Origin of the sequence: Rhodoblastus acidophilus, from assembly GCF_025961575.1 — a bacterium.
Classification (GTDB): Bacteria; Pseudomonadota; Alphaproteobacteria; order Rhizobiales; family Beijerinckiaceae; genus Rhodoblastus; species Rhodoblastus acidophilus_C.
The window spans coordinates 96,352-118,966 of sequence record NZ_JAOQNX010000014.1; the positions used below are offsets into that span (position 1 = coordinate 96,352).

The 22,615-nt window shown below is 65.3% G+C and carries 23 protein-coding genes; 11 read left to right on the top strand and 12 right to left on the bottom strand.

The window, feature by feature from the left end; all coding sequences use genetic code 11:
• The first annotated feature begins 5 nt into the window (after positions 1-5).
• The 5 genes from M2320_RS11675 (at position 6) to M2320_RS11695 (ending at position 4,937) form a co-directional block, all read left to right on the top strand.
• Entirely contained in the window at positions 6-1,631 is a 1,626-nt protein-coding gene (locus M2320_RS11675; RefSeq protein ID WP_264597421.1) for an NAD(P)-binding protein, read from the top strand.
• Positions 1,632-1,806: 175 nt separating this feature from the next.
• Positions 1,807-2,286 (top strand): cache domain-containing protein, encoded by a 480-nt coding sequence (locus M2320_RS11680; RefSeq protein WP_264597422.1) that lies wholly within the window; start codon positions 1,807-1,809, stop codon positions 2,284-2,286.
• A gap of 371 nt (positions 2,287-2,657) precedes the next feature.
• Positions 2,658-3,965 carry an adenylosuccinate lyase gene (gene purB / locus M2320_RS11685; protein WP_264597423.1) on the top strand — a complete coding sequence of 436 codons (1,308 nt, stop codon included), beginning with the start codon at positions 2,658-2,660 and terminating at the stop codon, positions 3,963-3,965.
• 74 nt (positions 3,966-4,039) lie between these two features.
• Positions 4,040-4,270 carry a hypothetical protein gene (locus tag M2320_RS11690; RefSeq protein WP_264597424.1) on the top strand — a complete coding sequence of 77 codons (231 nt, stop codon included), beginning with the start codon at positions 4,040-4,042 and terminating at the stop codon, positions 4,268-4,270.
• A 136-nt stretch (positions 4,271-4,406) separates the two neighbouring features.
• Positions 4,407-4,937, top strand: a complete 531-nt coding sequence (locus M2320_RS11695; RefSeq protein ID WP_264597425.1) for a hypothetical protein — start codon at positions 4,407-4,409, stop codon at positions 4,935-4,937.
• Positions 4,938-5,020: 83 nt separating this feature from the next.
• On the opposite strand, the gene M2320_RS11700 is transcribed toward M2320_RS11695, so the two are convergent.
• Positions 5,021-6,232 (bottom strand): alpha/beta hydrolase, encoded by a 1,212-nt coding sequence (locus tag M2320_RS11700; protein ID WP_264597426.1) that lies wholly within the window; start codon positions 6,230-6,232, stop codon positions 5,021-5,023.
• Between the two features lie 122 nt (positions 6,233-6,354).
• On the opposite strand from M2320_RS11700, the gene M2320_RS11705 reads away from it, so the two are divergent.
• On the top strand, positions 6,355-7,104 hold the full coding sequence (locus tag M2320_RS11705; protein ID WP_264597427.1) for a carbonic anhydrase: 750 nt from the start codon (positions 6,355-6,357) through the stop codon (positions 7,102-7,104).
• Here M2320_RS11705 and M2320_RS11710 read toward each other — a convergent pair.
• The 6 genes from M2320_RS11710 to M2320_RS11735 all read right to left on the bottom strand — a co-directional run bounded on the left by M2320_RS11710 (position 7,101) and on the right by M2320_RS11735 (position 11,453).
• Positions 7,101-8,171, bottom strand: a complete 1,071-nt coding sequence (locus M2320_RS11710) for a YihY/virulence factor BrkB family protein (protein ID WP_264597428.1) — start codon at positions 8,169-8,171, stop codon at positions 7,101-7,103. The two genes, M2320_RS11705 and M2320_RS11710, sit on opposite strands and share 4 nt — an antisense overlap.
• Positions 8,172-9,125 (bottom strand): DUF3618 domain-containing protein, encoded by a 954-nt coding sequence (locus tag M2320_RS11715; protein WP_264597429.1) that lies wholly within the window; start codon positions 9,123-9,125, stop codon positions 8,172-8,174. It abuts the gene before it with no gap.
• The gene (locus M2320_RS11720; RefSeq protein ID WP_184427624.1) at positions 9,103-9,525 is read right to left on the bottom strand and encodes a phage holin family protein; all 423 of its coding nucleotides are present in this window, start codon (positions 9,523-9,525) and stop codon (positions 9,103-9,105) included. The genes M2320_RS11715 and M2320_RS11720 overlap by 23 nt, the downstream gene beginning before the upstream one ends.
• An 11-nt stretch (positions 9,526-9,536) precedes the next feature.
• Positions 9,537-9,932 (bottom strand): hypothetical protein, encoded by a 396-nt coding sequence (locus tag M2320_RS11725; RefSeq protein WP_264597430.1) that lies wholly within the window; start codon positions 9,930-9,932, stop codon positions 9,537-9,539.
• A gap of 102 nt (positions 9,933-10,034) precedes the next feature.
• Positions 10,035-10,880 (bottom strand): 3-deoxy-8-phosphooctulonate synthase, encoded by an 846-nt coding sequence (gene kdsA / locus M2320_RS11730; RefSeq protein ID WP_264597431.1) that lies wholly within the window; start codon positions 10,878-10,880, stop codon positions 10,035-10,037.
• Positions 10,881-10,889: 9 nt separating this feature from the next.
• Complete coding sequence (locus M2320_RS11735) at positions 10,890-11,453, bottom strand: hypothetical protein (RefSeq protein WP_264597432.1); 564 nt, start codon at positions 11,451-11,453, stop codon at positions 10,890-10,892.
• Between the two features lie 151 nt (positions 11,454-11,604).
• Between M2320_RS11735 and M2320_RS11740 the strand changes: the two genes are divergently transcribed.
• Positions 11,605-12,255, top strand: coding sequence for a L,D-transpeptidase (locus M2320_RS11740; RefSeq protein WP_264597433.1), 651 nt, complete (start codon positions 11,605-11,607; stop codon positions 12,253-12,255).
• 33 nt (positions 12,256-12,288) lie between these two features.
• On the opposite strand, the gene M2320_RS11745 is transcribed toward M2320_RS11740, so the two are convergent.
• The 5 genes from M2320_RS11745 to tpiA all read right to left on the bottom strand — a co-directional run bounded on the left by M2320_RS11745 (position 12,289) and on the right by tpiA (position 16,137).
• Positions 12,289-12,690: a type II toxin-antitoxin system VapC family toxin gene (locus M2320_RS11745; RefSeq protein WP_264597434.1), complete on the bottom strand. Its 402-nt coding sequence runs from the start codon at positions 12,688-12,690 to the stop codon at positions 12,289-12,291.
• Positions 12,678-12,914, bottom strand: a complete 237-nt coding sequence (locus M2320_RS11750) for a type II toxin-antitoxin system VapB family antitoxin (protein WP_264597435.1) — start codon at positions 12,912-12,914, stop codon at positions 12,678-12,680. The genes M2320_RS11745 and M2320_RS11750 overlap by 13 nt, the downstream gene beginning before the upstream one ends.
• Before the next feature lie 68 nt (positions 12,915-12,982).
• Positions 12,983-14,611 carry a CTP synthase gene (locus tag M2320_RS11755; protein WP_264597436.1) on the bottom strand — a complete coding sequence of 543 codons (1,629 nt, stop codon included), beginning with the start codon at positions 14,609-14,611 and terminating at the stop codon, positions 12,983-12,985.
• 148 nt (positions 14,612-14,759) lie between these two features.
• The gene (gene secG / locus M2320_RS11760) at positions 14,760-15,143 is read right to left on the bottom strand and encodes a preprotein translocase subunit SecG (protein WP_184427616.1); all 384 of its coding nucleotides are present in this window, start codon (positions 15,141-15,143) and stop codon (positions 14,760-14,762) included.
• 244 nt (positions 15,144-15,387) lie between these two features.
• Positions 15,388-16,137 carry a triose-phosphate isomerase gene (tpiA, locus tag M2320_RS11765; RefSeq protein WP_264597437.1) on the bottom strand — a complete coding sequence of 250 codons (750 nt, stop codon included), beginning with the start codon at positions 16,135-16,137 and terminating at the stop codon, positions 15,388-15,390.
• A 326-nt stretch (positions 16,138-16,463) separates the two neighbouring features.
• Between tpiA and M2320_RS11770 the strand changes: the two genes are divergently transcribed.
• From M2320_RS11770 to M2320_RS11785, 4 genes are all read left to right on the top strand, one after another.
• Complete coding sequence (locus M2320_RS11770) at positions 16,464-16,982, top strand: hypothetical protein (RefSeq protein WP_264597438.1); 519 nt, start codon at positions 16,464-16,466, stop codon at positions 16,980-16,982.
• Positions 16,983-17,104: 122 nt separating this feature from the next.
• Positions 17,105-18,994, top strand: coding sequence for a SurA N-terminal domain-containing protein (locus M2320_RS11775; RefSeq protein WP_264597439.1), 1,890 nt, complete (start codon positions 17,105-17,107; stop codon positions 18,992-18,994).
• 2 nt (positions 18,995-18,996) lie between these two features.
• The gene (gene trpE, locus M2320_RS11780) at positions 18,997-20,517 is read left to right on the top strand and encodes an anthranilate synthase component I (RefSeq protein ID WP_264597440.1); all 1,521 of its coding nucleotides are present in this window, start codon (positions 18,997-18,999) and stop codon (positions 20,515-20,517) included.
• Between the two features lie 262 nt (positions 20,518-20,779).
• A complete protein-coding gene (locus tag M2320_RS11785) occupies positions 20,780-22,471 on the top strand; it encodes a DEAD/DEAH box helicase (protein ID WP_264597441.1) in 1,692 nt (563 codons plus the stop codon).
• Positions 22,472-22,615 lie beyond the last annotated feature (144 nt).

Here is a 22,615-nt window from a genome sequence, read left to right on the forward strand (position 1 = left end):
CGACCATGGATCATGATTTTGCAATCACGCTGGACGTCGGCACCTCGCTCGCCAATCACACCGGCGCGTGGCGCACGTTTCGGCCGGAATATGTCCACCGCCTGCCGCCCTGCAACGCCGCCTGCCCCGCCGGCGAGGATATTCAGGGCTGGCTGAGTTTTGCTGAAGCGGGCGACTATGAAGCGGCCTGGCGGGCGCTGACGAAAAACAATCCGCTGCCGGCCGTCATGGGCCGCGTCTGCTACCACCCCTGCGAAACCGCCTGCAACCGCGCCCAGATCGACGCCGCCGTCGGCGTCAACGCCGTCGAGCGCTTTTTGGGCGACATGGCCATTGCCAAAGGCTGGGCTTTTGAGCCGCCTGCGCAAAAGAGCGGGAAAAAAGTTTTGGTGGTGGGCGCCGGACCCGCGGGGCTTTCCGCCGCCTATCACTTGGCGGTGCTTGGCCATGACGTGAACATTCGGGAGGCCGGTCCCGCCCCCGGCGGCATGATGCGCTTCGGCATTCCCAAATATCGCCTGCCGCGCGACGTGCTCGACGCCGAAGTCGCCCGCATCGCCGCGCTCGGCGTGCGCATCGACTACAACAGCAAGGTTTCCGACCTCCAGGCGACGATAAAGGAGGGCGGGTTCGACGCGGCCTTTCTGGCGGTCGGCGCCCATATCGCCAAGCGCGCCTATATTCCCGCCGGCGAGGCCACCAAGATTCTGGACGCCGTGCAGGTGCTGGCGTCGATGGAAGGCGCGGAACAACCGTTGTTGGGCCGGCGCGTCGTCGTCTATGGCGGCGGCAATACCGCGCTCGACGTGGCGCGCACGGCGAAGCGTCTGGGGGCGGAAGAGGCGATCATCGTCTATCGCCGCACCCGCGAAAAAATGCCGGCGCATGATTTCGAGCTGGAGGAGGCGCTGGAAGAAGGCGTGATGATGAAGTGGCTGTCCACCATCAAGCACGTCGACGCCGGCGCGATCACCGTCGAAAAGATGAAGCTGGACGAAACCGGCTTTCCCCAGCCGACCGGCGAATTCGAGACGCTGGAGGCCGATTCCGTGGTTCTGGCGCTCGGCCAGGATGTTGACCTCTCCTTGCTCGACGGCGTGCCCGGCCTTGAGTTCGCCGATGGTCTCGTAAAAGTCGGACCGGACATGATGACCGGCGCAACAGGCATTTTTGCCGGCGGCGACATGGCGCCCTCCGAGCGCACGGTGACGGTGGCTGTCGGCCATGGCAAAAAGGCGGCGCGCCACATCGACGCCTTTTTGCGCGGCGCGGCCTATGCGCCGCCGCCCAAGCATGAACTGGCGGGCTTTGAACACCTCAACGCCTGGTATTATGGCGAGGCCCCGCAGACCCTGCGGCCGACGCTGGAAATCGCCCGGCGCTCCTCGACGTTCGAGGAAGTGGTCCAGGGGCTCGACGAGAGCAATGCGCTTTACGAGGCGCGGCGCTGCCTGTCCTGCGGCAATTGCTTTGAATGCGATAATTGCTACGGCGTTTGCCCCGACAATGCGGTGATCAAGCTTGGGGCGGGCCAGGGTTTTCGCTTCAATTACGATTTCTGCAAGGGCTGTGGCGTCTGCGAAGCCGAATGCCCCTGCGGCGCGATCGCCATGGCGCCGGAGGAGATCTAAAAGCATTTTGGTTTGCGCATATTCTTTTCCGAAAACCGCGCACACTTTTCGGGAATATGCGGCTCCTCCTCAGGGCCTATTTCGTGGCGCGCGGCCGTGAGGTAGCGTCGTCCTCGAGCTGGAGGGGGAATCCTCTCCGCGCGAAAAAAGGTCAGAACTGGCAAGGAGAGGAAACATGGCGCGCAAGATCATCATCGCCGGGGCCGCCGGCGTCCTGCTGGCGCTGTCGCACGGCGCCTTCGCCGAGTCCGCGCGGAAGCCGGACGCCGCCGAAGCCCACGAAATGCTGTTGAACGTGGTCACCGAGGTGAAGGTCAACCGGCAGAACGCCTTCGACGCGTTCAACCAGGGCAGCGGCCGTTTCGTCAACGGCGACCTCTATGTGTTCTGCACCGACGCCAAAACGGGCAAATTCGTCGCCGAGGGCAATGTCAACGCCAAGGACCTCCTGGGCACCGACGTTCGCGCGCTTAAAGACGTGAACGGCAAGCCGTTCGGCCAGGAAATTTTCGCGGCGGGCCTAAAGCCGGAAGGCGAGATCACCGAGATCGACTATCTCTTCGGCAAGCCGAGCGACCCGAAGCCCGCGCCCAAGACCAGTTTTGTCACCAGGGTCGACGAGGATTACGCCTGCGGCGTCGGCTATTACAAGTAAGCCGCGCCTTTGAGGCGGCCGAGCCGCCGCCGCGAACCGAGGCCGTTCCCGAAACCGCTCGTCCCCGACGGGCGGTTTTGCTTTGCGCTTTGCAAGAATTGATTCGGGAAGAACGGCGGCGTTAATCATTTATTAACCTTTTAGTAGGCCGGGAACAAATTCCCCCTGTTCGGGCTTGCTTTGTCCCAAGTGTCAACTTGTCGCGCATCTTCTTTTGTTCGCCCGGGTTTCTACTTAAGAGATCGCCACAGGTCTGTGGGAGCGAGCGCGGGGCGCAAACTCCGGCCATCTCGAGGCGTCATAGCGACCCCTTGCGCCCTGGCGTCGCGGCGTTTAAGCGAAATTTCCTTTTACAAACCCCAGGCGAGCCGATGATCCCCCGCTATTCCCGCCCCGAAATGGTTTCCATCTGGGAGCCGCAGACCCGATTCAAGATCTGGTTCGAGATCGAGGCGCACGCCTGCGACGCGCTGGCGGAGATCGGGGTCATTCCGAGGGAAAGCGCCAAAAACATCTGGGACAAGGCTGGAAACGTCACGTTCGACGTCGACCGCATCGACGAGATCGAGCGGGTGACGAAGCATGACGTCATCGCCTTCCTCACCCATCTCGGCGAATTCATCGGGCCGGATTCGCGCTTCGTCCACCAGGGCATGACCTCGTCCGACGTGCTCGACACCTGCCTCAATGTGCAGCTCACCCGCGCCGCCGACATTCTGCTGGCCGACATTGACGCGCTGCTCGCCGCCATCGAGCGCCGCGCCTTCGAGCACAAGCTCACCCCCTGCATCGGCCGCTCCCACGGCATTCATGCGGAGCCCGTCACCTTCGGCTTGAAGATGGCCGAGGCCTATGCCGAATTTTCGCGTTGCCGGGCGCGTCTGGTGGCCGCGCGCGAGGAAGTGGCGACCTGCGCGATTTCCGGCGCTGTCGGCACGTTTGCGAACATCGACCCGCGCGTGGAGGAGCATGTCGCCGCCCAAATGGGCCTGAAGCCCGAGCCGGTGTCGACGCAGGTGATCCCGCGCGACCGTCACGCCATGTATTTCGCCACGCTCGGCGTGATCGCCTCCTCGATCGAGCGGCTGGCCATCGAAATCCGGCATTTGCAGCGCACCGAGGTGCTGGAGGCCGAAGAATTCTTCTCCGAGGGGCAAAAGGGCTCGTCGGCCATGCCGCACAAGCGCAATCCCGTGCTCACGGAAAATCTCACCGGGCTTGCGCGGCTGGTGCGCGGCATGGCGATCCCGGCCATGGAGAATGTGGCGCTGTGGCATGAGCGCGACATTTCGCACTCCTCGGTCGAGCGCATGATCGGACCGGACGCCACCGTGACGCTCGATTTTGCGCTCGCCCGCCTCACCGGCGTGATCGACAAGCTGCTGGTCTATCCGAAGAACATGCAGAAGAATCTCGATCAGCTCGGCGGGCTCGTCCATTCGCAGCGCGTGCTGCTGGCGCTGACGCAAAAGGGCGCCTCGCGCGAGGACGCCTATAAATTCGTGCAGCGCAACGCCATGCCGGTCTGGCGCGGCGAGGGCAATTTTTTGGAACTGCTCAAGAAGGACCCGGACGTTTCCAAACTGATGACCGACGCCGAACTCGAGGAAAAATTCGATCTCGGCTATCATCTCAAGCACGTCGACACGATTTTCAAGCGCGTGTTTGGCCGCGCCTGAGGAACAAAGGCCGGCGCCTCCGGTTTGCGCAAGGCGGACAAAAATCCGCCTTGTCCTTGATCGGAGACGAAAAAATGATGAAGTCCCTCGTGGCGGCCGCGTTTTTTGCCTGTTCGCTCAGCCTGCTCACGCCAACATTGGCGCAAGCGCAACCCGGCTGGGATCGGGGCCACCACCACGGCTGGCATAACGGGCGACCCTACGGCTGGCGTCATGGCCATCATCATGGCTGGGGGCGAGGCCATCACTATGGCTGGGGCCACGGCCCTCATTACGGCTGGCGCCATCACCACCGCTCCTGGTGACCCAGTGTTGAATATTCGCCTGAAAGCCTCAGACTCCGGCGGAGCCCACCGCCGGTCGCTCAACTCAGCCTGCAATTAATTGCATTTCGCTCCTGAGAGCTTATGCTTGCGCCGCTTCCCAGGCGGAGTGATTGCAATGCAATTGTTCGAGGCTCTGAAGGAACAGCTGAAGTCGATCGGCGACCGCAAGCCCTACGACTTCATCGCCGCCGGCGTCATCTTCAACTATATCGCGGCCGAAAGCGGCCGGGCGGCGCTGGCTGAAGCCGCCGCTTTCGCCGGGACGACCACGCGCAAAGCCTATTACACCATCACGACCGCGAAAATCTTTTCGGATTATCCCGATCGTCCGCGCCTGCTGAAGATCGGCTGGACCAAGATCGAGAAGATCGCCACCCATGTCGAGGCTCAGATGTCCCGAGGTCTCGCCGTGGACCTTGAGGCCCTTGTCGCCAGCGCCGAAAAGCTGTCGACCGTCAATCTCGATGCGCGACTGAAAAGCCGGAAGGCTGTCAGCGCCGTGTTCAACCTGAATTTCACCGACGCGCAATGGACGATTGTTTGCGAGGCGCTGGTCGCCATCGGGCGCCGCCGTCCCGACGGCGCATGGCTCGGCGATAAGGAATCGGGGTTTGTCGAATTGGCGCAGCGGGCGATGCGGGGCTGAAACTCGTGGCCCGCCCCCGCCCTTCGAGACGCCCGCCCAAGGCGGGCTCCTCAGGGTGAGGGTGGTTCAGTTCACGTGATTTCTCAGTGGGTGCGGCCCATCGCTGAATCGAGGTTGTGGCCGACCTCCTCGAACCGGTCGCCCATTTCCTCGCGGGTGCGGCCGTCGACGACGGCGAGCGGCGCGGAAATGGCGAGGCCCGCCGCGGAGCCGACCGTCGCGGCGGCGCCGGTCGCGGTCTGCGCCAGCACGCCGCCGAGCCCAGCCTTTTCCTCAAAGCTCTGACCGCTGGCGAGACGCGCGCCAATGGAGCGCACCACTTCCGGGCTCGCGGCGAATTTGGTGTGGCCGAGGCTGTCGGGCGACTTGATGTCGGTGAGGTCGATCGGCGTGATCCGCTCCTTGCGGAAGAAGGAGGCGAAGGGCTCGACCTCGGGATCGACGGCGCCGATGCGCTGGCCGTCCCAGACCACGCGCGAGGCTTGCAGCGCCTTGTCGTCGCGGGACACGAACATGGTGAAGGGCGGCCGGGGTTCGCCGATCTGCGCGATCTGGCGGCGGAACACGTCGACATCCACGTCCGGCGCGGCCAGCATCACCTGCTTGATCTTGGGCGCGATCTTCCGGTCGCGGATCGCCATCTGCCGCAGCGCTTCGAGCGTCACCCAATTGCCCATGGAATGGGCGAGGATGTTGATCTCGGTGACCGCGGGGTCGCGCTGAAGCCCCATCAACAGGGCTTCCAGGGCGTCGCGGGAATAATTCGCGCTTTCGCGGTCGTAGCCATAGCCGAGCAGGCTGCCGCGCGACGGCCAGGTGAACAGGACCGGCGTCTCCTGCAAACGGGCGTCGTGAACGAATTGGGCGAGGCGGAACACGGCCTCGCTGAAGCGGGTGTTGTAGCCGTGGATGAACACCAGCACGCGGCCGTTATGGGCCTGAAGCAGGCGCTGGTTGAAGCGCTTGTGCGCCTCGTCGCGCGTCAGCATCTCGCTGCGCAGGGCGACGAACTGGCGGGAGGGATCGCCGCTGCGATCGTCTGGAACCTGCACCTCGCCGATGACGCGATTGGCGTCGGGCGGGATCGAGACGAGAATATCGGCGAAATTATACGCGACGTCGCGTTCGCCGCCGAACATGCGCTCGGGTTCGGGCGCAGGCTTGCGCGTGGTCGCGACCAGCACGTTGACTTCGCTCGCGCCCGGGACCGTGCCGCTGACAGGCAACAATCCGCCATTGAGCCGGCCGGAGCAGCCGGCGAGCAGCAGACATGAAAGGAGAAGGGCGCGTATCATAGGCCAGCCATAACATGGGCGCAGCCGTGGCCCAAGCCTGGCTTTGCCTTTAACCTAGCTTTGCCGTTCCACGGCGCGCCGGAGCGTGCTAGCCTCCTTGAAAAATACAATCAGGAGGACCCATGCTCAACCGCCGATCCATGCTCGCCGGATTATTGGCCTGCCCCGTTTGCGCCGGCCTCGCTCGCGCCGAGGGCGCTGCGCCGCACTGGACTTATGAGGGCCATGGAGGCGCCGACGAATGGGGCGCCCTCGATTCCCGCTTCAAGGCCTGCGCCGTGGGCGCGGAGCAGTCGCCCATCGACTTGAAGAAGGCGACCAAGGCGGACGTCGGCGCGCTGAAAATCGACTGGAAGCCGGAGGCCAACAAAGTGGTCAACAACGGCCACACCATTCAGTGCAATGTGGCCAACGCCTCTACCGCAACGCTCGACGGCGAAACGTACACGCTCAAGCAATATCACTTTCACACGCCGAGCGAACACGCGCTGGACGGCGCCCGCACCGACATGGAGGTCCATTTTGTTCACGCCAATGCGGCGGGCAAGCTGGCGGTCGTCGGCGTGCTGATGAAGGCGGGCGCGAAACACGACGGTTTCGCCGCGATCATGGCGGCGGCGCCGGCGACGGAAGGCGAAGCGACGCTCGCCAAGGCGGTAGATCCCAAAACCTTCCTGCCCAAGAGCAAGGCGCGCTTCCGCTATGAGGGATCGCTGACCACTCCGCCCTGTTCGGAAATCGTCGACTGGAACGTTTTCGAGCAGCCGATCCAGGTGGCGGAGAGCGACATCAATACTTTCGTAAAACTGTTTCCGATGAACGCCCGGCCTTTGCAGACGATCGGCCGGCGGTTCTTGCTGAAGGGAAGCTAAGCGACCTTATCCGCCATCGTCGCCCCGCGTGCGCCCAGCGGCTTGTTCGCCTCGGTGGTGTCGCGCGCGGTCTGATGTTCGGCCTCGGCGTCCACCTCGGCGCCGAGCAGAACCGCCGTCGCCGAAAGCCACAACCAGGTCATGAAGCCGATCACGGCGCCCAGCGAGCCGTAGGTTTCGTTGAACTTGCCGAAATTGGCCGCATACCAGGAGAACAGCAGCGACGCCAGCAGCCAGAGCAGCGCGGCGAAGGCGCCGCCCCAGCTCACCCAGCGCCAGCGCGGTTTTTCGCGGCTGGGGCCATAGCGGTAGATCACCGCCAGCGCCAAGGTCAAAATCACCAGCAGCGCCGGCCAACGGCCGAAGCGCAGCAGCGCCGCCGCCTCGCCCGAAAGCCCGAGCGTCTCGAACAGCACGGGGACCACGACCACGGCGGCGGCGGCGAGCAGCGCAAAAACAATTCCCGCGATGGTGAAGGCGAGCGATTCCGCATTGAGTTGGATGAAGCTGCGCTTTTCCGTTTCGCCATTGATGACGTTGAGCGTGTCGAACAGGCTTTTCATCGCCGAATTGGCGCTCCACAGCGAGATCACCAGGCTCACAATAAAAGTGACGCTCAGCGTCTGCGTCCCGCGCGAGGCGATGCGCGCCATTTGTTCGCGCGCCACCTCGACGGCGCCGCTCGGGGCGAAGCCGGCGAGCGTGTCGACATGAGTCATGATGGTCCGCGGATCGAAGAACAGGCCGTAAATCGCCACCAGCGCCGCCAAAGCCGGGAAGACGGCGAGCAGCGTGTAAAACGTCATCCCCGCCGCCAGCGCCAGGATCCGGTGCTCGGTGAAATTGGTGTAGACGCGGGCAAAAATATCCTTCCAGCCCCGCGGGGAAATTTCGGTCGGCGCATCCGCCGACCGCCCGCGCGAGTCCCCGCCCGCGTCCCCGACCGCGTCGTCATCGTGGAGCGCGCCGCGCGCCGGCGGGCGAGAGCCAAAACCGGCGGCCATCAGGCCGACGGTCGCGGCGATCGCCCAGAGCGGCGGCCCGGCGGCGGCGGCGCGCTCCGTCATTCAGGCGCCGCGCGCGGTTTGCTGCAGGGGCGCGGAGCCGAGCTCGTCCACGGCCTTGGCCGTGTCCTCGCCCGATTCTTTGGTCTGCCCCGAGGGCTTGCGCTTTTCGCCCGCCGATTCGGCCTTGGCCGCCGCGCCCTCGAACGCGCCCTCGAACGCCCCTTGGGCCGCGCCTTGCGCCGCCTCCTTGGCGGCTTCGAGCCCTTGCTCGGCGCTCTCGCGCAGTTTCGCGGCGGTGTCGGCGAGGGCGCGCTCCTCCGCCTCGCTCTGCGGGGCCAGGGCGCCGACCGCGGCGCCGATGGCCAGACCGAGCCCCGCCAGCACCAGCGGCTGCTCGCGGCAGAAGCTGGCGAAGGCCGCGCCGGTGTGCATGGCGCGCTGGCGCGTCGCGCTGACCGAGGTCGCGACCCCATGCGCCGCCGTGCGCGCGCCATGCGACAGCGAATGCGCGCCGCTGGACGCCGCCGAGCGCACACTGTTCACGGCCGCGCCCGCCGTCTCCTTCACCGCATGTCCGGTTTCGGCCGCCCTGCGCCGCGCCCGCTCGGCCGCGTCGCTGGCCCTCTGCCGCACGCTTTCGGCCGCGTCGGAGGCCGCGCCGCTCCAGGCGCGCGCCGTCTCCGCCGTCGAGTCGCGCATGGCTTCGACCGAGCCTTCGGCGCCTTCCATCCATTCGCCGGACATGTCCGCGACCCCTCCGTTGCGGCGCGTGTTGCCGCCGCCGAACATCAGCCAGGCGACGCCCGCGCCGATCAGCGCCAGAGGCGCCGGGTTATCGACCGCCTGCTTCTTGAGATTGGTCAGCAGGGTCGCGGCGTCGCCGCCGCCGACCCGCTCCAGCAGTTGGTCGACCACCTGCCCGGGCGTCATCGCCGTGCGCAATTCCCCGATCGTGTCGGCGAGCTGACTGCGCGTCAGCTCGGCTTCGCGTTCAAGCTGCTCGCTGTATGTCACGTTCGCCCCCCACCTGTTGCTTGACCACCGTCGCGTCGCGCCGCAATTGCCTCACGGTGCGATCCGGCATGAGTTCTTCCGCCCGCAGGCGCCCGGCCCCCGACATGACCAGGATCAGGCCGACGATCAGCGTGACGCCGCCGACGATCAGCGCCGACCAATAGGAGGCGAGCTGATAGTTTTCGATCAACGCCGCCGTGGCCGCCTGGAGCAGGATGACCAGCGCGGGAATCAACAGGACAGCGCCGCCGACCAGCAGGCCGATGCCGCGGCCGACCCGGCCGACGTTTTCGGAGAGTTCGGCGCGCATCAACTGCGTTTCCTTGCCGAACAAAGAGGTCGCCTGGTTGAAGAGATCGCCGATGATGTCGGCGACAGGACGTTGGGTCTGGTAAGACATGTGACCTCCTCTCACCGCATCGGCGCGCCGGGAAACGCGTCGGCATGCGGCGCGCCGCCGACATGCGTCTCGGTGCGGGGTGTGGCGCGCGCGGCGCTTTTCACCAGACGGGACAGCGCGAAGCCGGCCGCCATTGCGCCGCCGAACAGCATCAGCGGGTCGCGGCGTCCGAAATTGTTGATGTCGCCCACGAGCCCGCGCATGTTGTGGTCGCGCAGGGCGCCTGCGCCCTTCTCGATCCGCTCGGCCGCCGCATGGGCGAATTCGGCGGCGAGCGGCATTTGCGCGTTCAGTTCGTCGGCCGCGCCATGTACGGCGCGCGCCATATCGTCGAGCCGGCTGGCGCCGGCTTTTTTTTGCTTGTCCGCAAACTCTTCAGCGCGATTGAATGTTGTGTCCGGATCCATCGAGGCCGCCCATCGGTTCGGAATCGCCATGCCTGATGCAACAGCGAACGAAAGGGCGCGTTCCCCCGGGGCGCGAAAAAAATCCGAAAAAAAGCTCTGGCTTTACAATCCCTTGGCGAGGCGATCGAAGGCGATGAGCCGCTCCAGAAGCGCAGGCATTTCGCTTAACGGAACCATGTTCGGGCCATCCGAAAACGCTTCGTCCGGGCGGTCGTGGGTCTCGATGAACAGGCCGGCGACGCCGACCGCGACCGCGGCGCGGGCCAGCACCGGAACGAACTCGCGCTGGCCGCCGGACGACGTCCCCTGCCCGCCCGGCTGCTGGACGCTATGGGTGGCGTCAAAGATCACGGGCGCGCCGATTTGCTGGGCCATGATCGGCAGGCCGCGAAAATCGGTCACAAGGGTGTTGTAGCCGAAGCTCGCGCCGCGCTCCGTGACCAGCACATTGGAATTGCCGGCCTCGGTGATTTTCGCCGCGACATTCTTCATGTCCCAGGGGGCCAAGAACTGGCCTTTTTTCACGTTCACCGGCTTGCCCGTGGCGGCGGCGGCGAGCAGCAGATCGGTCTGACGGCAGAGGAAGGCCGGGATTTGCAGGAGGTCGACCACTTCGGCGACGGGGGCGCATTGCTCCTTTTCATGGATGTCGGTGACGACGGGCAGGCCGAAGGTCGCCTTCACCTCGGCAAAAACTTTTAGAGCCTCGTCGAGGCCGATGCCGCGCCGGCCCTTGGCCGAGGTGCGGTTGGCCTTGTCGAACGAGGATTTGAAGACCAGGCCGATGTTCAGCCGTTCCGCGATTTTTTGCAGGCTTTCGGCCATGAACAGCGCGTGGTCGCGGCTTTCCATGGCGCAGGGGCCGGCGATCAGGGCGAGCGGCAGATCATTGCCGAATTTGGCGGCGCGCGGGCCGGCGCCGATGGTGACGTGAGGGGCGGCGGACATTGTTCGCTCCTAAAGCGCCTCGAAGGCGAGGATGAGGCCGGCGGGGCGCTCGGCGAGCACGAGCCGGTCGGATTTTTCCTCGAAGGCTAAATTCGCGGCGTTGAAGAAGGCGCGCGTCGCCTTGAGCGAGGAGATAGTGAACACCAGCGCCTGGTCGCCCGCGCCATAGCGCTGCGCGAAGGCGGCGGAGGTCAGCGCCTCCAGCCGGGCGTTGGCGAGTTTCAGCTCAACGCCGGCGGAGGTGGCGCGCATTTCGCGCTGGTTGGCGGCGCGCCCCAGGGTTTCGGCGTGATCGGCGGGGTTTTCCATGGTTTTTGCGACGGCCGCCAGGGCGCGCGCGCCATTGGGATGCGGCGCCGGCGCGCCCGCGTCCGGGTTGGGCAGCTCGGTCATGGTCAGGCTGATCGGGCCAAAGGCGGGGGTCGGCTCGGCGGCGTCGCGCAGGACGATACTGGTCGAGCCCAGCGCGATCACGCCGCCGGGCAGCAGCGCGAAGCCGAGGCGCGCCCATTGCTGGCGCGCGTCTGCGGCGCTTTCCGGGACGATGGTGACGCTGTTGAGATGGTGAGGCATGCGAGGTCGAATTTGATTTGCGGGCGGAGCTTTATGGGGCAAGCCCGGGTTGGCGTCCAGACCGGCGCGATGGCGCGCGGCTTTCCTTTGGATTGCCGGATGAACATGCTAGAAAAGCCGGGACCCCTGTTTTTCCGTTTTGGAGGCGCATATGCGCATGTCCGTCGTTCCACCCCATAGCCTTTTGTTCTCCGCCTTCGTCGCCCTCGCGGTCCTCGTTCCGGCTCTGGCGCATGCGCGCCCCACCGAGCAGGAAATGTTGGAGCAGGTCGGAACCGGCGGCGGCAAGATCGTCGTCAACATCGATAAATCCACGCAGAAAATGACGGTGACCGTTGAAGGCGGCCCCACCTATACTTGGCCGGTTTCGACGGGCATGCGCGGCTATTCGACGCCGTCGGGGAATTATACCGCCACGTCGATGAACGAGATCTGGTACAGCAAGGAATTCGACAACGCCCCCATGCCCCATGCCGTGTTCTTCATGCGAGACGGCCACGCCATTCACGCCACCTATGAGGTCAAGCATTTGGGCAAGCCCGCCTCGCATGGCTGCGTGCGGCTGTCGCCCCAGAACGCCACCACGCTGTTCGAGCTGGTGAAGAAGAGCGGGCTGAACAATACGCAGGTGATCGTCAGCGGAACCAGCCCCGGCGGGGATTATCTGGCCGGGCGCAAGCAGGAGCCGCAGGTGATCCAACCTGCGCGCGAGGCTTCGCGGCAGCCTGTTCGGCAGGTTGTGAGACAGCCTGCGCCGCAGGTTCAGGAACCGTTTTTCCCGCGGATTTTTGGGTTCCAGTAAGCGCGCAGTCCCGGCGGGCGTGAGCGAGAGGGATCAATCGTTCACGTCGGTCGCGGCGAAATCATTGCCGACGTAAAGCAGTCTGGCCTTGAAGTGGCGCGCGGCGGCGTAGGACAGGCAATCGCCGAAGTTGAGCCCGTATCGGCCGGCGCCAAATCTTTGTCGCGCAAGCGCCGCGAGGGCGATCATTTCAGGCGAAATGCCGGCGACCTCGACGCCGAGCGCCGCGACGAGGCGTTCGACCAGACTATGCGTCTCGGTCGGAGCAAGCTCCCGGACGCGGGACAGAGCCAGGGCGGCTTCAAAAACATTGATGCAGGTTGTGACGGGATTGTTTGCGGAAGCGATGGCTTCGGCCAGCTTTTCCCAACCCGGCTCCTCCAGGGCGATGGCGACGAGCGCGCTGGTCTCGACCAGCAGCCTCACTCGCCCCATTCCCGATCGAAAAACGCCTTGTCGGCCTTCTCGCCGGTTTTTCGCGCCGCGCGCAGGCGTTCGTGAATTTTTTCGAGCCGTTCGGACACCGGTGTTGAGGCCTGATCGCGCGCCAAAGCCTCCTCGCAGGCGACCTTGACGGCCTCGGTCAGGGTCAGCTGGCGGGCTTGCGCCAGCTTGCGCACCGCTTCCGTGGCGGCGAAATCCCTGATGTGCAGCGGCATGGCGCTCCCTCGTCTACACAGAGAGATAGCATTGTCTACACACAGCTTCAAGGAACAGGCGTGCAGCCTTACACGAGCCGGCTTTGCGCCTTTGCCGCCGCGATAAAGCTGGCGAACAGCGGGTGCGGCTCGAAGGGGCGGCTTTTTAGTTCGGGATGGTACTGCACGCCAATGAACCAGGGGTGGTCCGCCAGCTCCACAGTCTCGGGCAACAGACCGTCCGGCGATGTGCCGGCGAAGATCAGGCCGCAGTTTTCCAGCTTTTCGCGATACGCCATGTTCACTTCGTAGCGGTGGCGGTGGCGCTCGGAAATTTCCGTCTTGCCGTAGATTTCCGCGATTTTTGAACCCGCTTTCAACCGCGCCGGATAGGCGCCGAGCCGCATCGTGCCGCCGAGATCGCCGCTCTGTTCGCGCTTTTGCAGCTCATTGCCCTTCAACCATTCGGTCATCAGGCCGACCAGCGGTTCTTTCGTCGCCCCGAATTCGCTCGAGGTCGCCTTTTCCAGGCCGGCGAGCGAGCGCGCCGCCTCGATCACCGCCATCTGCATGCCGAAACAAATGCCGAAATAGGGGAGATTCCGCTCGCGGGCGAAGCGCGCCGCCGCGATTTTGCCTTCCGCCCCGCGCTGGCCGAACCCGCCGGGCACCAGAATGCCGTGGACGTGTTCGAGATAGGGCGCGGGGTCCTGGTGCTCGAAAATTTCCGATTCGATCCAGTCGAGATGGACTTTGACCCTGTTCGCCATGCCGCCGTGGGTCAGCGCCTCGATCAGCGATTTATAGGCGTCGAGCATGCCGGTATATTTGCCGACCACCGCGATGGTGACCTGACCCTCGGGATTGTGGATGGCGCGCGACACCGCCTGCCAGCGCGACATGTCGAGGCGCGGCGCCGGGTCAATGCCGAAGGCCGCCAAGACTTCGCGGTCGAGGCCGGCGGCGTGGTAGGCGAGCGGCACGTCATAGATCGAGGCGGCGTCGCGCGCCTCGACCACCGCGGATTCGCGCACGTTGCAGAACAGGCCGAGCTTGCGGCGCTCCTCGACCGGGATTTCGCGGTCGCAGCGGCACAGCAAAATGTGCGGCTGGATGCCGATCGAGCGCAGTTCCTTGACAGAGTGCTGGGTGGGTTTTGTCTTGACCTCGCCGGCCGAGGGGATGAACGGCAGCAGGGTCAGGTGGATGAAACAGGTGTGGTTGCGCGGCAGGTCATTGCCGAGCTGGCGGATCGCCTCGAGAAACGGCATGGCTTCGATGTCGCCGACCGTGCCGCCGATTTCCACGAGCACAAAATCATAGGCGTCATTGCCGTCGAGAACGAAATCCTTGATGGCGTTGGTGACGTGCGGAATGACCTGCACGGTGCCGCCGAGATAATCGCCGCGCCGCTCCTTGGCGATAATGTCCTGATAGATTCGGCCGGTGGTGACATTGTCCTGTCGGTTCGCCGAGCGTCCGGTGAAACGCTCGTAATGGCCAAGGTCCAGGTCGGTTTCCGCGCCGTCGTCGGTGACAAAACATTCGCCGTGCTGGTAGGGTGACATGGTGCCGGGATCGACGTTCAGATAGGGGTCGAGCTTTCGCAGCCGCACCGTATAGCCGCGCGCTTGCAGCAGCGCGCCGAGCGCGGCGGAGGCCAAGCCCTTGCCGAGCGAGGACACCACGCCGCCGGTGATGAAGATGTACCGCGCCATGACAAGTCCTCAAGGTTTTGCGCACGCGGAGGACCTGCGTCCCTCGCTTGCCGGTTCGTCTTCAATGGGAAAATCCGCCGCGCCAGAAGTCGCAGCGAAGCCTAGCCGGAGCGCGGGAGAAAGAGGCTCCCGCGCGAAACGAAAGGCGTTACTGCGAGCGCGGCGGCGCTTGCGGCTCCGGCGCGGCCGGGGTGGGCGCGGCGGGCTGTTCCAGCTTCTTCAACTGATCCATCAGCTTTCCGCCCTCGCCCTTGGTCTCGCCGGCCGGGGCCGTCGAAGCCGGCTGCTCGAACACCGAGGTGTTGGTGCGCGTGTAGCTGGCGAGGATCGTCAGACCCAGGCTGGTGGCGAAGAACAGGAAGGCGAGGATGGCGGTGGCGCGGGTGAGCGCGCTCGCCTGGCCGCGCCCGGTGAAGAACGAGCCCGAACCGCCGCCGATGCCGAGCGCGCCGCCTTCGGAGCGCTGCAGCAGAATCGTGACGATCAGGGCCACGACGATCAGCATGTGAACAACGATCAAAACCGTCTGCATGGCGCTTTCCAACAAGGCAAGCCGCCGGAGACTCTGGCCGGCGGCGGAATTTGTGGCGTCTTTAGACCAATTCGAGCCGCAAAGGAAGGGGTTGAGCCGTTCGGTTCATGGGGAAAGCCTTGTCCGAGGGCGATCGGGCTGTGAGGCGGATGATGGGGGATGAACGCCCCGCTCCAACGCACGAACCCCTCATCCGGCGCTGACGCGCCACCTTCTCCCGCAAGGGGAGAAGGAAGGGAGCCCTTCACTTGTAAACGCCGGCGATGCCCAAAAAATCCTTCGCCGTCAGGCTGGCGCCGCCGACCAGCGCGCCATTGACGTTTTCCACCGCCATCAGTTCGGCGGCATTGGTCGGCTTGACCGAGCCGCCGTAGAGGATGCGCACTTTTTCGCCCTCGCCCGGCAGCAGGTCGATCAGCTCGTGGCGGATGAAGGCGTGGACTTCGGCCACATCGGCCGCCGTGGGGGTTAGGCCGGTGCCGATCGCCCAGACCGGCTCATAGGCGACCACCAGCGTCGCCGCCGTCGCGCCATGGGGCAGCGATCCCGCAATCTGCGACCCGACCACCGCCAGCGTTTGCCCGGCCTCGCGCTGGTCGCGGGTTTCGCCGACGCAGACGATGGCGATCAGCCCGGCGCGCAAGGCGGCTTCGGCCTTGGCGCGCACCACTTCGTCGCTCTCGCCATGATCGGCGCGGCGCTCGGAATGGCCGACGATGACATAAGTCGCTCCGGCGTCGCGCAGCATTTCGGCTGAGATGTCGCCGGTATGGGCGCCCGATGCGGCGGCGTGACAGTCCTGGCCGCCGATGGCGAGGCCGCCTCCGGCCGCAACTGCCGCGGCGATCAGGGTGGCGGGCGGGCAGATCAGGACTTCCGCGCGGCCCGCCTCGCCGGCCCTAGCGGCGCTGGCGATGGCGGTCAGTTCCGCGAGTGAGGCGGTCACCCCGTTCATCTTCCAGTTTCCGGCGGCGAGCGGGCGAATGTCAGTCATGGGCGGGCTCCAAAGGTGTACGCTGCGATAGCAGAGCCACGCTTCCTTGCCCAGTGGCGCAGAACCGCGCGACGCGACAAAAGGTCGCTGGCCCGAGACTTGCTTGTGTCTCGTCAGGAGTTGTTCGGATGCCGAACCGGGCCGCCATTGTGGCGCGCGCCTCACGCATCCCCGCCCAAACCTCAGCCTTGTCGGACTGGCGACCTCGATTTCGGCCAGTTCCCTACTCCCGTCGCAAAGACGACCGCCACGCCTGAGGGCGCTGGCGTCCTGCCGCTACGCTTCTGATATCCTTCAGAAAAGAGCGGTCTCTTGAAAGCTCCGCCATGACTGCCGCCAACACTGCGCTGCAAGACCTCGACGCGCGCCTGATCAAGCCGACCCATAGCGGTCCCACCCATGTCGCGGGGCGCACCGCCTTTCGCGGCGAGATTCGCCCCACAGACGACGATTCGGCGCTGCTGACCGCGGCGATCGCGGCGGCCGTGGCCGATGGCGCGCGCCTGTCGTTCCTCGCCGGCCAGCTGGAGAAATTTTCGCAGCTGCCGCTGCTGACCGCCGCTCTGGGCGGGGCGCTCGGCGCCGACGGCAAATATTTCATCTATGTCGCGGACGTACAGCGCGGCGACCGCTACCAGATCGCCTTTGGCGACGCCCTGCTCTATGTGCTGCCTTATGACGACGTGTCCGTCTATAATGAGCTGGTCGACGTCTTCTATCTCGACAAGTCCAAGATGAAGAAGTTCGACACCGCCGCCAAGATCGACGCGCTGGCCGACGGCGCCGCCAAATATGACGCGCGCTTTCCAAATCTGACTTATGAAGAAGGGCTTGCGCGGGTCTGACCCCGGTCGGCGGGGCTGGCTTCACCGGCGAATCCGGCCCCGCCGAAATGGATTGCGCGGGACGCGGCGCGTTTCTATAGTCCGGCGCCTTGCGCCACCCCGGCGCCGAACAGAGAAATTCCATGCTTGACGGTCTGCGGATCATTTCGAAAAACATTTTTGGGCGGGCCCTTCTCGCCGCCTTCGCCGCCCTGATCGTGGTCGGCTTCGGCTTTTTCGGCATTCGCGACGTGTTCACCAATTTCCGCGCCGACCAGCTCGCGACCATCGGCGACACGACCATTGGCGTCGCCCAGTATCGCAGCGAATATCAGTCTGAATTGCAGCGCCTGCAGCGGCAGGCCCGGCGCGCCATCACCAATGAAGAGGCCAAGGCCATCGGCCTCGACCGGCAGGTGCTCGCCCGCCTGCTCACCAGCGCCGCGCTCGACCAGGACGCGGCCCGGCTCGGCCTGAGCCTGTCCGACGCGGATGTCGCCAAGAGCATCAAGGCGGAGAAAATTTTCGCCGGCGCGGATGGAAAATTCGACCAGGCGCGGTTCGACATGATCCTGCGCGACAACGGCCTGAACGAAAACACCTATTTGCGCGAGGAGCGCGCCAATGCGGTGCGCCAGCAGATCGCCAGCGCCATTATCGGCGCCTATAAGATTCCGCAGCTGATGCTGGAGGCGATCAACCGTTTCAATGCCGAGACGCGCAAGGCCGACTATTTTGTTCTGCCGGCGCCCGACGCCAGCGCCCTGCCCGCCCCCACCGACGAGGCGGTGAAAGCCTTTTACGAGCTGCGCAAGGACAGCTACCGCAAGCCGGAATATCGCAAGGCCACCGTGCTGGTGGTTTCGCCCGAGGCTTTGGCGAAGTCGGTCGCGGTTTCGGATGAGGCGGCCAAGGCTGCTTACGACCGCGACCTCACGCAGAAATATGGGACGCCGGAAAAGCGCGTGCTGTTGCAGCTGACCTTCCAGAGCAAGGAGGCCGCCGACAAGGCCCGCGCCCGCATGGACAATGGCGTGCTGTTCAAGACCGTGTCGGAAGAAAAGGATACGGGCGGCGTGTTCGCCGATCTCGGCGAGGTCGCAAAGACGGGCGTGTTCGATCCCGCCGTGGCCGAAGCCGCGTTCAAGCCGAGCGAGCCGGAAGTGGTCGGCCCGTTCCAGGGCAAGTTCGGCACTGTGATCGTCAAGGTCGCGAAAATCATTCCGGGAACGACGCAAGCCTTCGCCTCGGTGAAGGACCAGATCAAGGCGGAGATCGCCAAGGGTCAGGTCAAGGGCGACCTGCAGGTCAAGCACGACAAGATCGAGGACCTGCGCGCCCAGGGCAAGAGTCTCGCCCAGGTGGCGCAGGAAATCGGGCTGTCGACCGAATCCATCGTCACCGACGCCTCCGGCGCCAACAAGGAGGGCGGTCCGGTCGGGGCGGCGCCGGAGCTGGTCAAGGCGATTTTCGCCTCCGACATTGGCGTCGACAATGATTCGGTGGCGCGCAAGGACGGCGGCTTCGCCTGGTTCGAGATCAATTCCATCGAGCCGTCGCGCCAGCAGCCGCTGGACGAGGTCAAGGCGCAGGTCGCCGAGGCGCTGAAAACGTCCGAAGCGCAGAAGGCGCTCGCCGCCAAGGCCAATGACCTCGTGAAAAAAATCGAGGGCGGCGCCGCCATCGCCGATCTCGCCCGCGCCAATGACGCGAAGCTGCAGCAGGCGACCAATGTGCGGCGCGCCGGCGGCGAGGGGCTGAGCGAAGCGGCGGTGGCGCAGATTTTCGCCCTGCCCGTCGGCGCGTCCGGCGTGGCGCTGGCCGACAAGGGCGGGCGCTATGTCTTAAAAGTGACGGATTCGACCGTGCCGCCGCTCGACCCCAAGGACCCCAATCTCGCGCGCGCCGCGCCGCAACTCGAAGGCGCCATGGCCGACGAGCTCCTGGTTGAATATGTCGGCGGCCTCGAATCGCAGCTTGGCGTGAAGATCAACCAGACCTCGCTGCGCAGCGCGCTCGGCTCGGAGCAGTGAGCATGTTCAGCCCGGAATTCGACGCTTTCGCCAAGACTTTTGACGCGGGCGAACCGTCGCTGGTCAGCCTGAAACTGGTGGCCGATCTTGAAACCCCGGTTTCGGCGTTCTTAAAACTGTCGGCGGGGCGGAAGGGCGACGTGTTCCTGCTGGAATCCGTCGAAGGCGGCGCCGCGCGCGGCCGCTATTCGATGATCGGCCTCGATCCCGACGTGATTTTCCGCGTCACCAACGGCCAGGCGGAAATCAACCGCGACGCGCTGCGCAACCGCGACGCTTTTGTACCCTGCCCGCAAAAGCCGTTGGACGCCTTGCGCGCCCTGCTCGACGAATCCGCGATTCCGGCCGTTCCCGGCCTGCCGCCGATGGCCGCGGGGGTGTTCGGCTATCTCGGCTATGACATGGTGCGCGAGATGGAGCGGCTCGCCGCGCCCAAGGCCGACCCGATCGGAACGCCGGATGCGCTGCTGGTGCGCCCCACTTTGATGGCGGTGTTCGATTCGGTGCGCGACGAGGTCTGGCTGGTGACGCCGGTGCGGCCCACGCCGGACGGCTCCGCGCGCGCCGCTTACGAAAACGCTTTGGAGCGGCTCGAAGCCGCGGTGGCGGCCCTGGAAGGTCCCGTGCGCCACGAGGCGCCCGCCGACGATGCGCTGCTGTTGCAGGCCCATGCGCCGGTGTCCAACACGTCGGAAGCCCGCTATCTCGCCATGGTCGAGCAGGCGAAGAGCTATATTCGCGCGGGCGATATTTTTCAGGTCGTGCTGTCGCAGCGCTTCACCTCGCCGCTGCAACTGCCCGCCTTCGCGCTCTATCGCGCTTTGCGCCGCGTCAATCCGGCGCCGTTCCTGTGCTATCTCGATTTCGCCGACTTCCAGATCGTCTGCTCCAGCCCGGAAATTCTGGTCCGCGCGCGCGAGGGTCAGGTGACGATTCGTCCGATCGCCGGCACGCGCCCCCGCGGCGCCACGCCGGAAGACGACAAGAAGCTCGCGGAAGAACTGTTGGCCGATCCCAAGGAGCGCGCGGAACATCTGATGCTGCTCGACCTCGGCCGCAACGATGTCGGCCGCGTCGCCGCCACCGGCACGGTGAAGGTGACCGAACAATTCGTCATCGAACGCTACAGCCACGTCATGCATATCGTCTCCAACGTGATCGGCGCCCTGGACGAATCCAAGGATGTGATCGACGCTTTGTGCGGCGGGTTCCCGGCTGGCACGGTGTCGGGGGCGCCAAAAGTGCGCGCCATGGAGATCATCGACGAACTCGAAACCGACAAGCGCGGCATTTATGCCGGCTGCATCGGCTATTTCGGCGCCGCGGGCGAGATGGACACGTGTATTGTGCTGCGCACCTCCGTGGTGAAGGACGGGTTTATGCACGTGCAGGCCGGGGCGGGAATCGTCTATGATTCCGACCCCAAGGCCGAGCAGCAGGAATGCATCAACAAGTCCCGCGCCTTGTTCCGCGCGGCGGAAGAAGCGTTGAGATTCGCCTCCAGCGTCAAGCGGGGGCAGTAAGACGAGCTTTGGTCCCGGACGTAGGGGCCGTCATGGCCGGGCTTGTCCCGGCCATCCACGCCGGAATGGCGCGCGAGACGCCGGCCGCCAAAGACCGCAGGCTGAACCAGTTCTGCGAAATTGAAGCGGTTTCCCGGCGTGGATGCCCGGGACATCTAGGCCATAGTTGGCCGGGTTGCCCGGGCATGACGCGCTGTTTGTGAAATGTGCAGTTAACTGCACGGTCTCTCCCGACTTCGGGAACATCAAGATCGGTCCTGTTGTGACTCTCCCCGACCTGCCTACCCCCCTCGCCCGCGCCCTTGAAGAACGCGCTTACGCCACGCTGACCCCGGTCCAGGACGCTGTCCTGCGCCCGGACGCGGCGGGGCGCGACCTGCTGGTGTCCGCCCAGACTGGCTCGGGCAAAACCGTCGCCTTCGGCCTCGCCATGGCCCGCGACCTGCTGGGCGGCGCCGAACGCCTGCCCGCGCAAACCGTTCCCGCCGCGCTGGTCGTCGCGCCGACCCGCGAACTCGCGCTTCAGGTCGCCCAGGAGCTGACCTGGCTCTATGGCCATGCCGGCGCCGTGGTCGCCACCTGCGTCGGCGGCATGAACCCGCATTTCGAACGCCGCGTGCTCGCCGGCGGCGCCCATATCGTCGTGGGCACGCCGGGACGGTTACGTGACCATATCGAACGCGGCGCGCTGCTGTTGAACGAGGTCAAGGCCGTCGCGCTCGACGAAGCCGACGAAATGCTCGACATGGGTTTTAGGGAGGACCTGGAGTTCATCCTCGGCGCCGCGCCGGAATCGCGCCGCACCCTGCTGTTTTCCGCGACCATGCCCAAGGGCGTGGCGGCGCTCGCCAAAAAATTCCAGCGGGACGCGGTCCGCGTGGAAGTGTCGGGCGAGGCGCAGGGCCATGCCGACATCGAATATCGCGCCGTGCGCGTCGATCCCCGCGACATTGAAAAGGCGGTGGTCAATCTGCTGCGCTATTTCGATCCGCCGACCACCATCGTGTTCTGCAACACCCGCGAGGCCTCGCGCCATTTGCAGGCGATTCTGCAGGAGCGCGGTTTTTCGGCTGTGCTGCTGTCGGGCGAACTTGGCCAGCATGAGCGCAATCTGTCGATGCAGGCGTTGCGCGACGGGCGCGCCAAAGTTTGCGTCGCCACTGATGTCGCCGCGCGCGGCATTGATTTGCCGAGCGTCGGGCTGGTGATCCATGCCGATTTCCCCCACGATGTCGAGGCGCTGAAACACCGCTCCGGCCGCACCGGCCGCGCTGGCCGCAAGGGCGTGTCGGCGCTGTTGATCCCGCCGAAGATGAACCGGCGCGCCGAAAACCTTTTTCATGACGCGCAGGTGTTTCCGCACTGGCAGCTCGCGCCGGGGCCGGAGGAAATCGCCAAGCTCGACCGCGCCCGCATCGCCGAGGACCCGGTGTTTGTCGAGAGCTCAACCGAGGAAGAGGCGGAGCTGTCGAAAAGCCTTTTAGAGCAGCATGGCGCGGAAAAATGCGCTGCGGCGCTGGCGAAATTCTTGGCCGGCCGTTGGCCGGCGGCCGAGGAGCTCAAGGACCCCGGTTTCGCGCCCCCGCCGAAGGGCGAGCGCAAGGAGCCGCGCAAGCGCAGCGATCTTACCGACACGGTCTGGGTGAGGCTGCCGGTCGGCCGCTCCAAGCGCGCCGAGCCCAAATGGATTCTGCCCATGCTGTGCAAGAAGGGGGGGCTGCGCCGCGAGGATATTGGCGCGATCCGCATTTTCCAGGACGAGACCAAGGTGGAGATCGCCGCCGGCCGCGCCGAGGATTTTTTGAAGGCCATGCGCAAGCCCGGGCCCGACAAGGTGCCGGCCGAGCCGACCAGCGCGCCCACCGATCAGGAGCTGCGCGCCCGGCCCAAACCCCGGTTCGGCGACAAGCCCGAGGGCGGTCCGCGAGAGGGCAAGAAGAAGCCCAGGTCGTGACGGCGTTATAAAGCCGTGGACCGCCCCCGCCCTTCGAGACGCCCGCCACGGCGGGCTCCTCAGAGGCTGTGACTTAATCTCTGTCCCTTCGCTTGTCTGATGAGTTGGGTGTGGGGACAACCAGCGTGCTTGCGGGGTCCCTCT

Coding starts and splice junctions, on each gene's coding strand:
- M2320_RS11675 (WP_264597421.1), top strand. CDS start 6: ATGGATCATGATTTTGCAATCACGCTGGACGTCGGCACCTCGCTCGCC.
- M2320_RS11680 (WP_264597422.1), top strand. CDS start 1,807: ATGGCGCGCAAGATCATCATCGCCGGGGCCGCCGGCGTCCTGCTGGCG.
- purB (WP_264597423.1), top strand. CDS start 2,658: ATGATCCCCCGCTATTCCCGCCCCGAAATGGTTTCCATCTGGGAGCCG.
- M2320_RS11690 (WP_264597424.1), top strand. CDS start 4,040: ATGATGAAGTCCCTCGTGGCGGCCGCGTTTTTTGCCTGTTCGCTCAGC.
- M2320_RS11695 (WP_264597425.1), top strand. CDS start 4,407: ATGCAATTGTTCGAGGCTCTGAAGGAACAGCTGAAGTCGATCGGCGAC.
- M2320_RS11700 (WP_264597426.1), bottom strand. CDS start 6,232: ATGATACGCGCCCTTCTCCTTTCATGTCTGCTGCTCGCCGGCTGCTCC.
- M2320_RS11705 (WP_264597427.1), top strand. CDS start 6,355: ATGCTCAACCGCCGATCCATGCTCGCCGGATTATTGGCCTGCCCCGTT.
- M2320_RS11710 (WP_264597428.1), bottom strand. CDS start 8,171: ATGACGGAGCGCGCCGCCGCCGCCGGGCCGCCGCTCTGGGCGATCGCC.
- M2320_RS11720 (WP_184427624.1), bottom strand. CDS start 9,525: ATGTCTTACCAGACCCAACGTCCTGTCGCCGACATCATCGGCGATCTC.
- M2320_RS11725 (WP_264597430.1), bottom strand. CDS start 9,932: ATGGATCCGGACACAACATTCAATCGCGCTGAAGAGTTTGCGGACAAG.
- kdsA (WP_264597431.1), bottom strand. CDS start 10,880: ATGTCCGCCGCCCCTCACGTCACCATCGGCGCCGGCCCGCGCGCCGCC.
- M2320_RS11735 (WP_264597432.1), bottom strand. CDS start 11,453: ATGCCTCACCATCTCAACAGCGTCACCATCGTCCCGGAAAGCGCCGCA.
- M2320_RS11740 (WP_264597433.1), top strand. CDS start 11,605: ATGCGCATGTCCGTCGTTCCACCCCATAGCCTTTTGTTCTCCGCCTTC.
- M2320_RS11745 (WP_264597434.1), bottom strand. CDS start 12,690: ATGGGGCGAGTGAGGCTGCTGGTCGAGACCAGCGCGCTCGTCGCCATC.
- M2320_RS11750 (WP_264597435.1), bottom strand. CDS start 12,914: ATGCCGCTGCACATCAGGGATTTCGCCGCCACGGAAGCGGTGCGCAAG.
- M2320_RS11755 (WP_264597436.1), bottom strand. CDS start 14,611: ATGGCGCGGTACATCTTCATCACCGGCGGCGTGGTGTCCTCGCTCGGC.
- secG (WP_184427616.1), bottom strand. CDS start 15,143: ATGCAGACGGTTTTGATCGTTGTTCACATGCTGATCGTCGTGGCCCTG.
- tpiA (WP_264597437.1), bottom strand. CDS start 16,137: ATGACTGACATTCGCCCGCTCGCCGCCGGAAACTGGAAGATGAACGGG.
- M2320_RS11770 (WP_264597438.1), top strand. CDS start 16,464: ATGACTGCCGCCAACACTGCGCTGCAAGACCTCGACGCGCGCCTGATC.
- M2320_RS11775 (WP_264597439.1), top strand. CDS start 17,105: ATGCTTGACGGTCTGCGGATCATTTCGAAAAACATTTTTGGGCGGGCC.
- trpE (WP_264597440.1), top strand. CDS start 18,997: ATGTTCAGCCCGGAATTCGACGCTTTCGCCAAGACTTTTGACGCGGGC.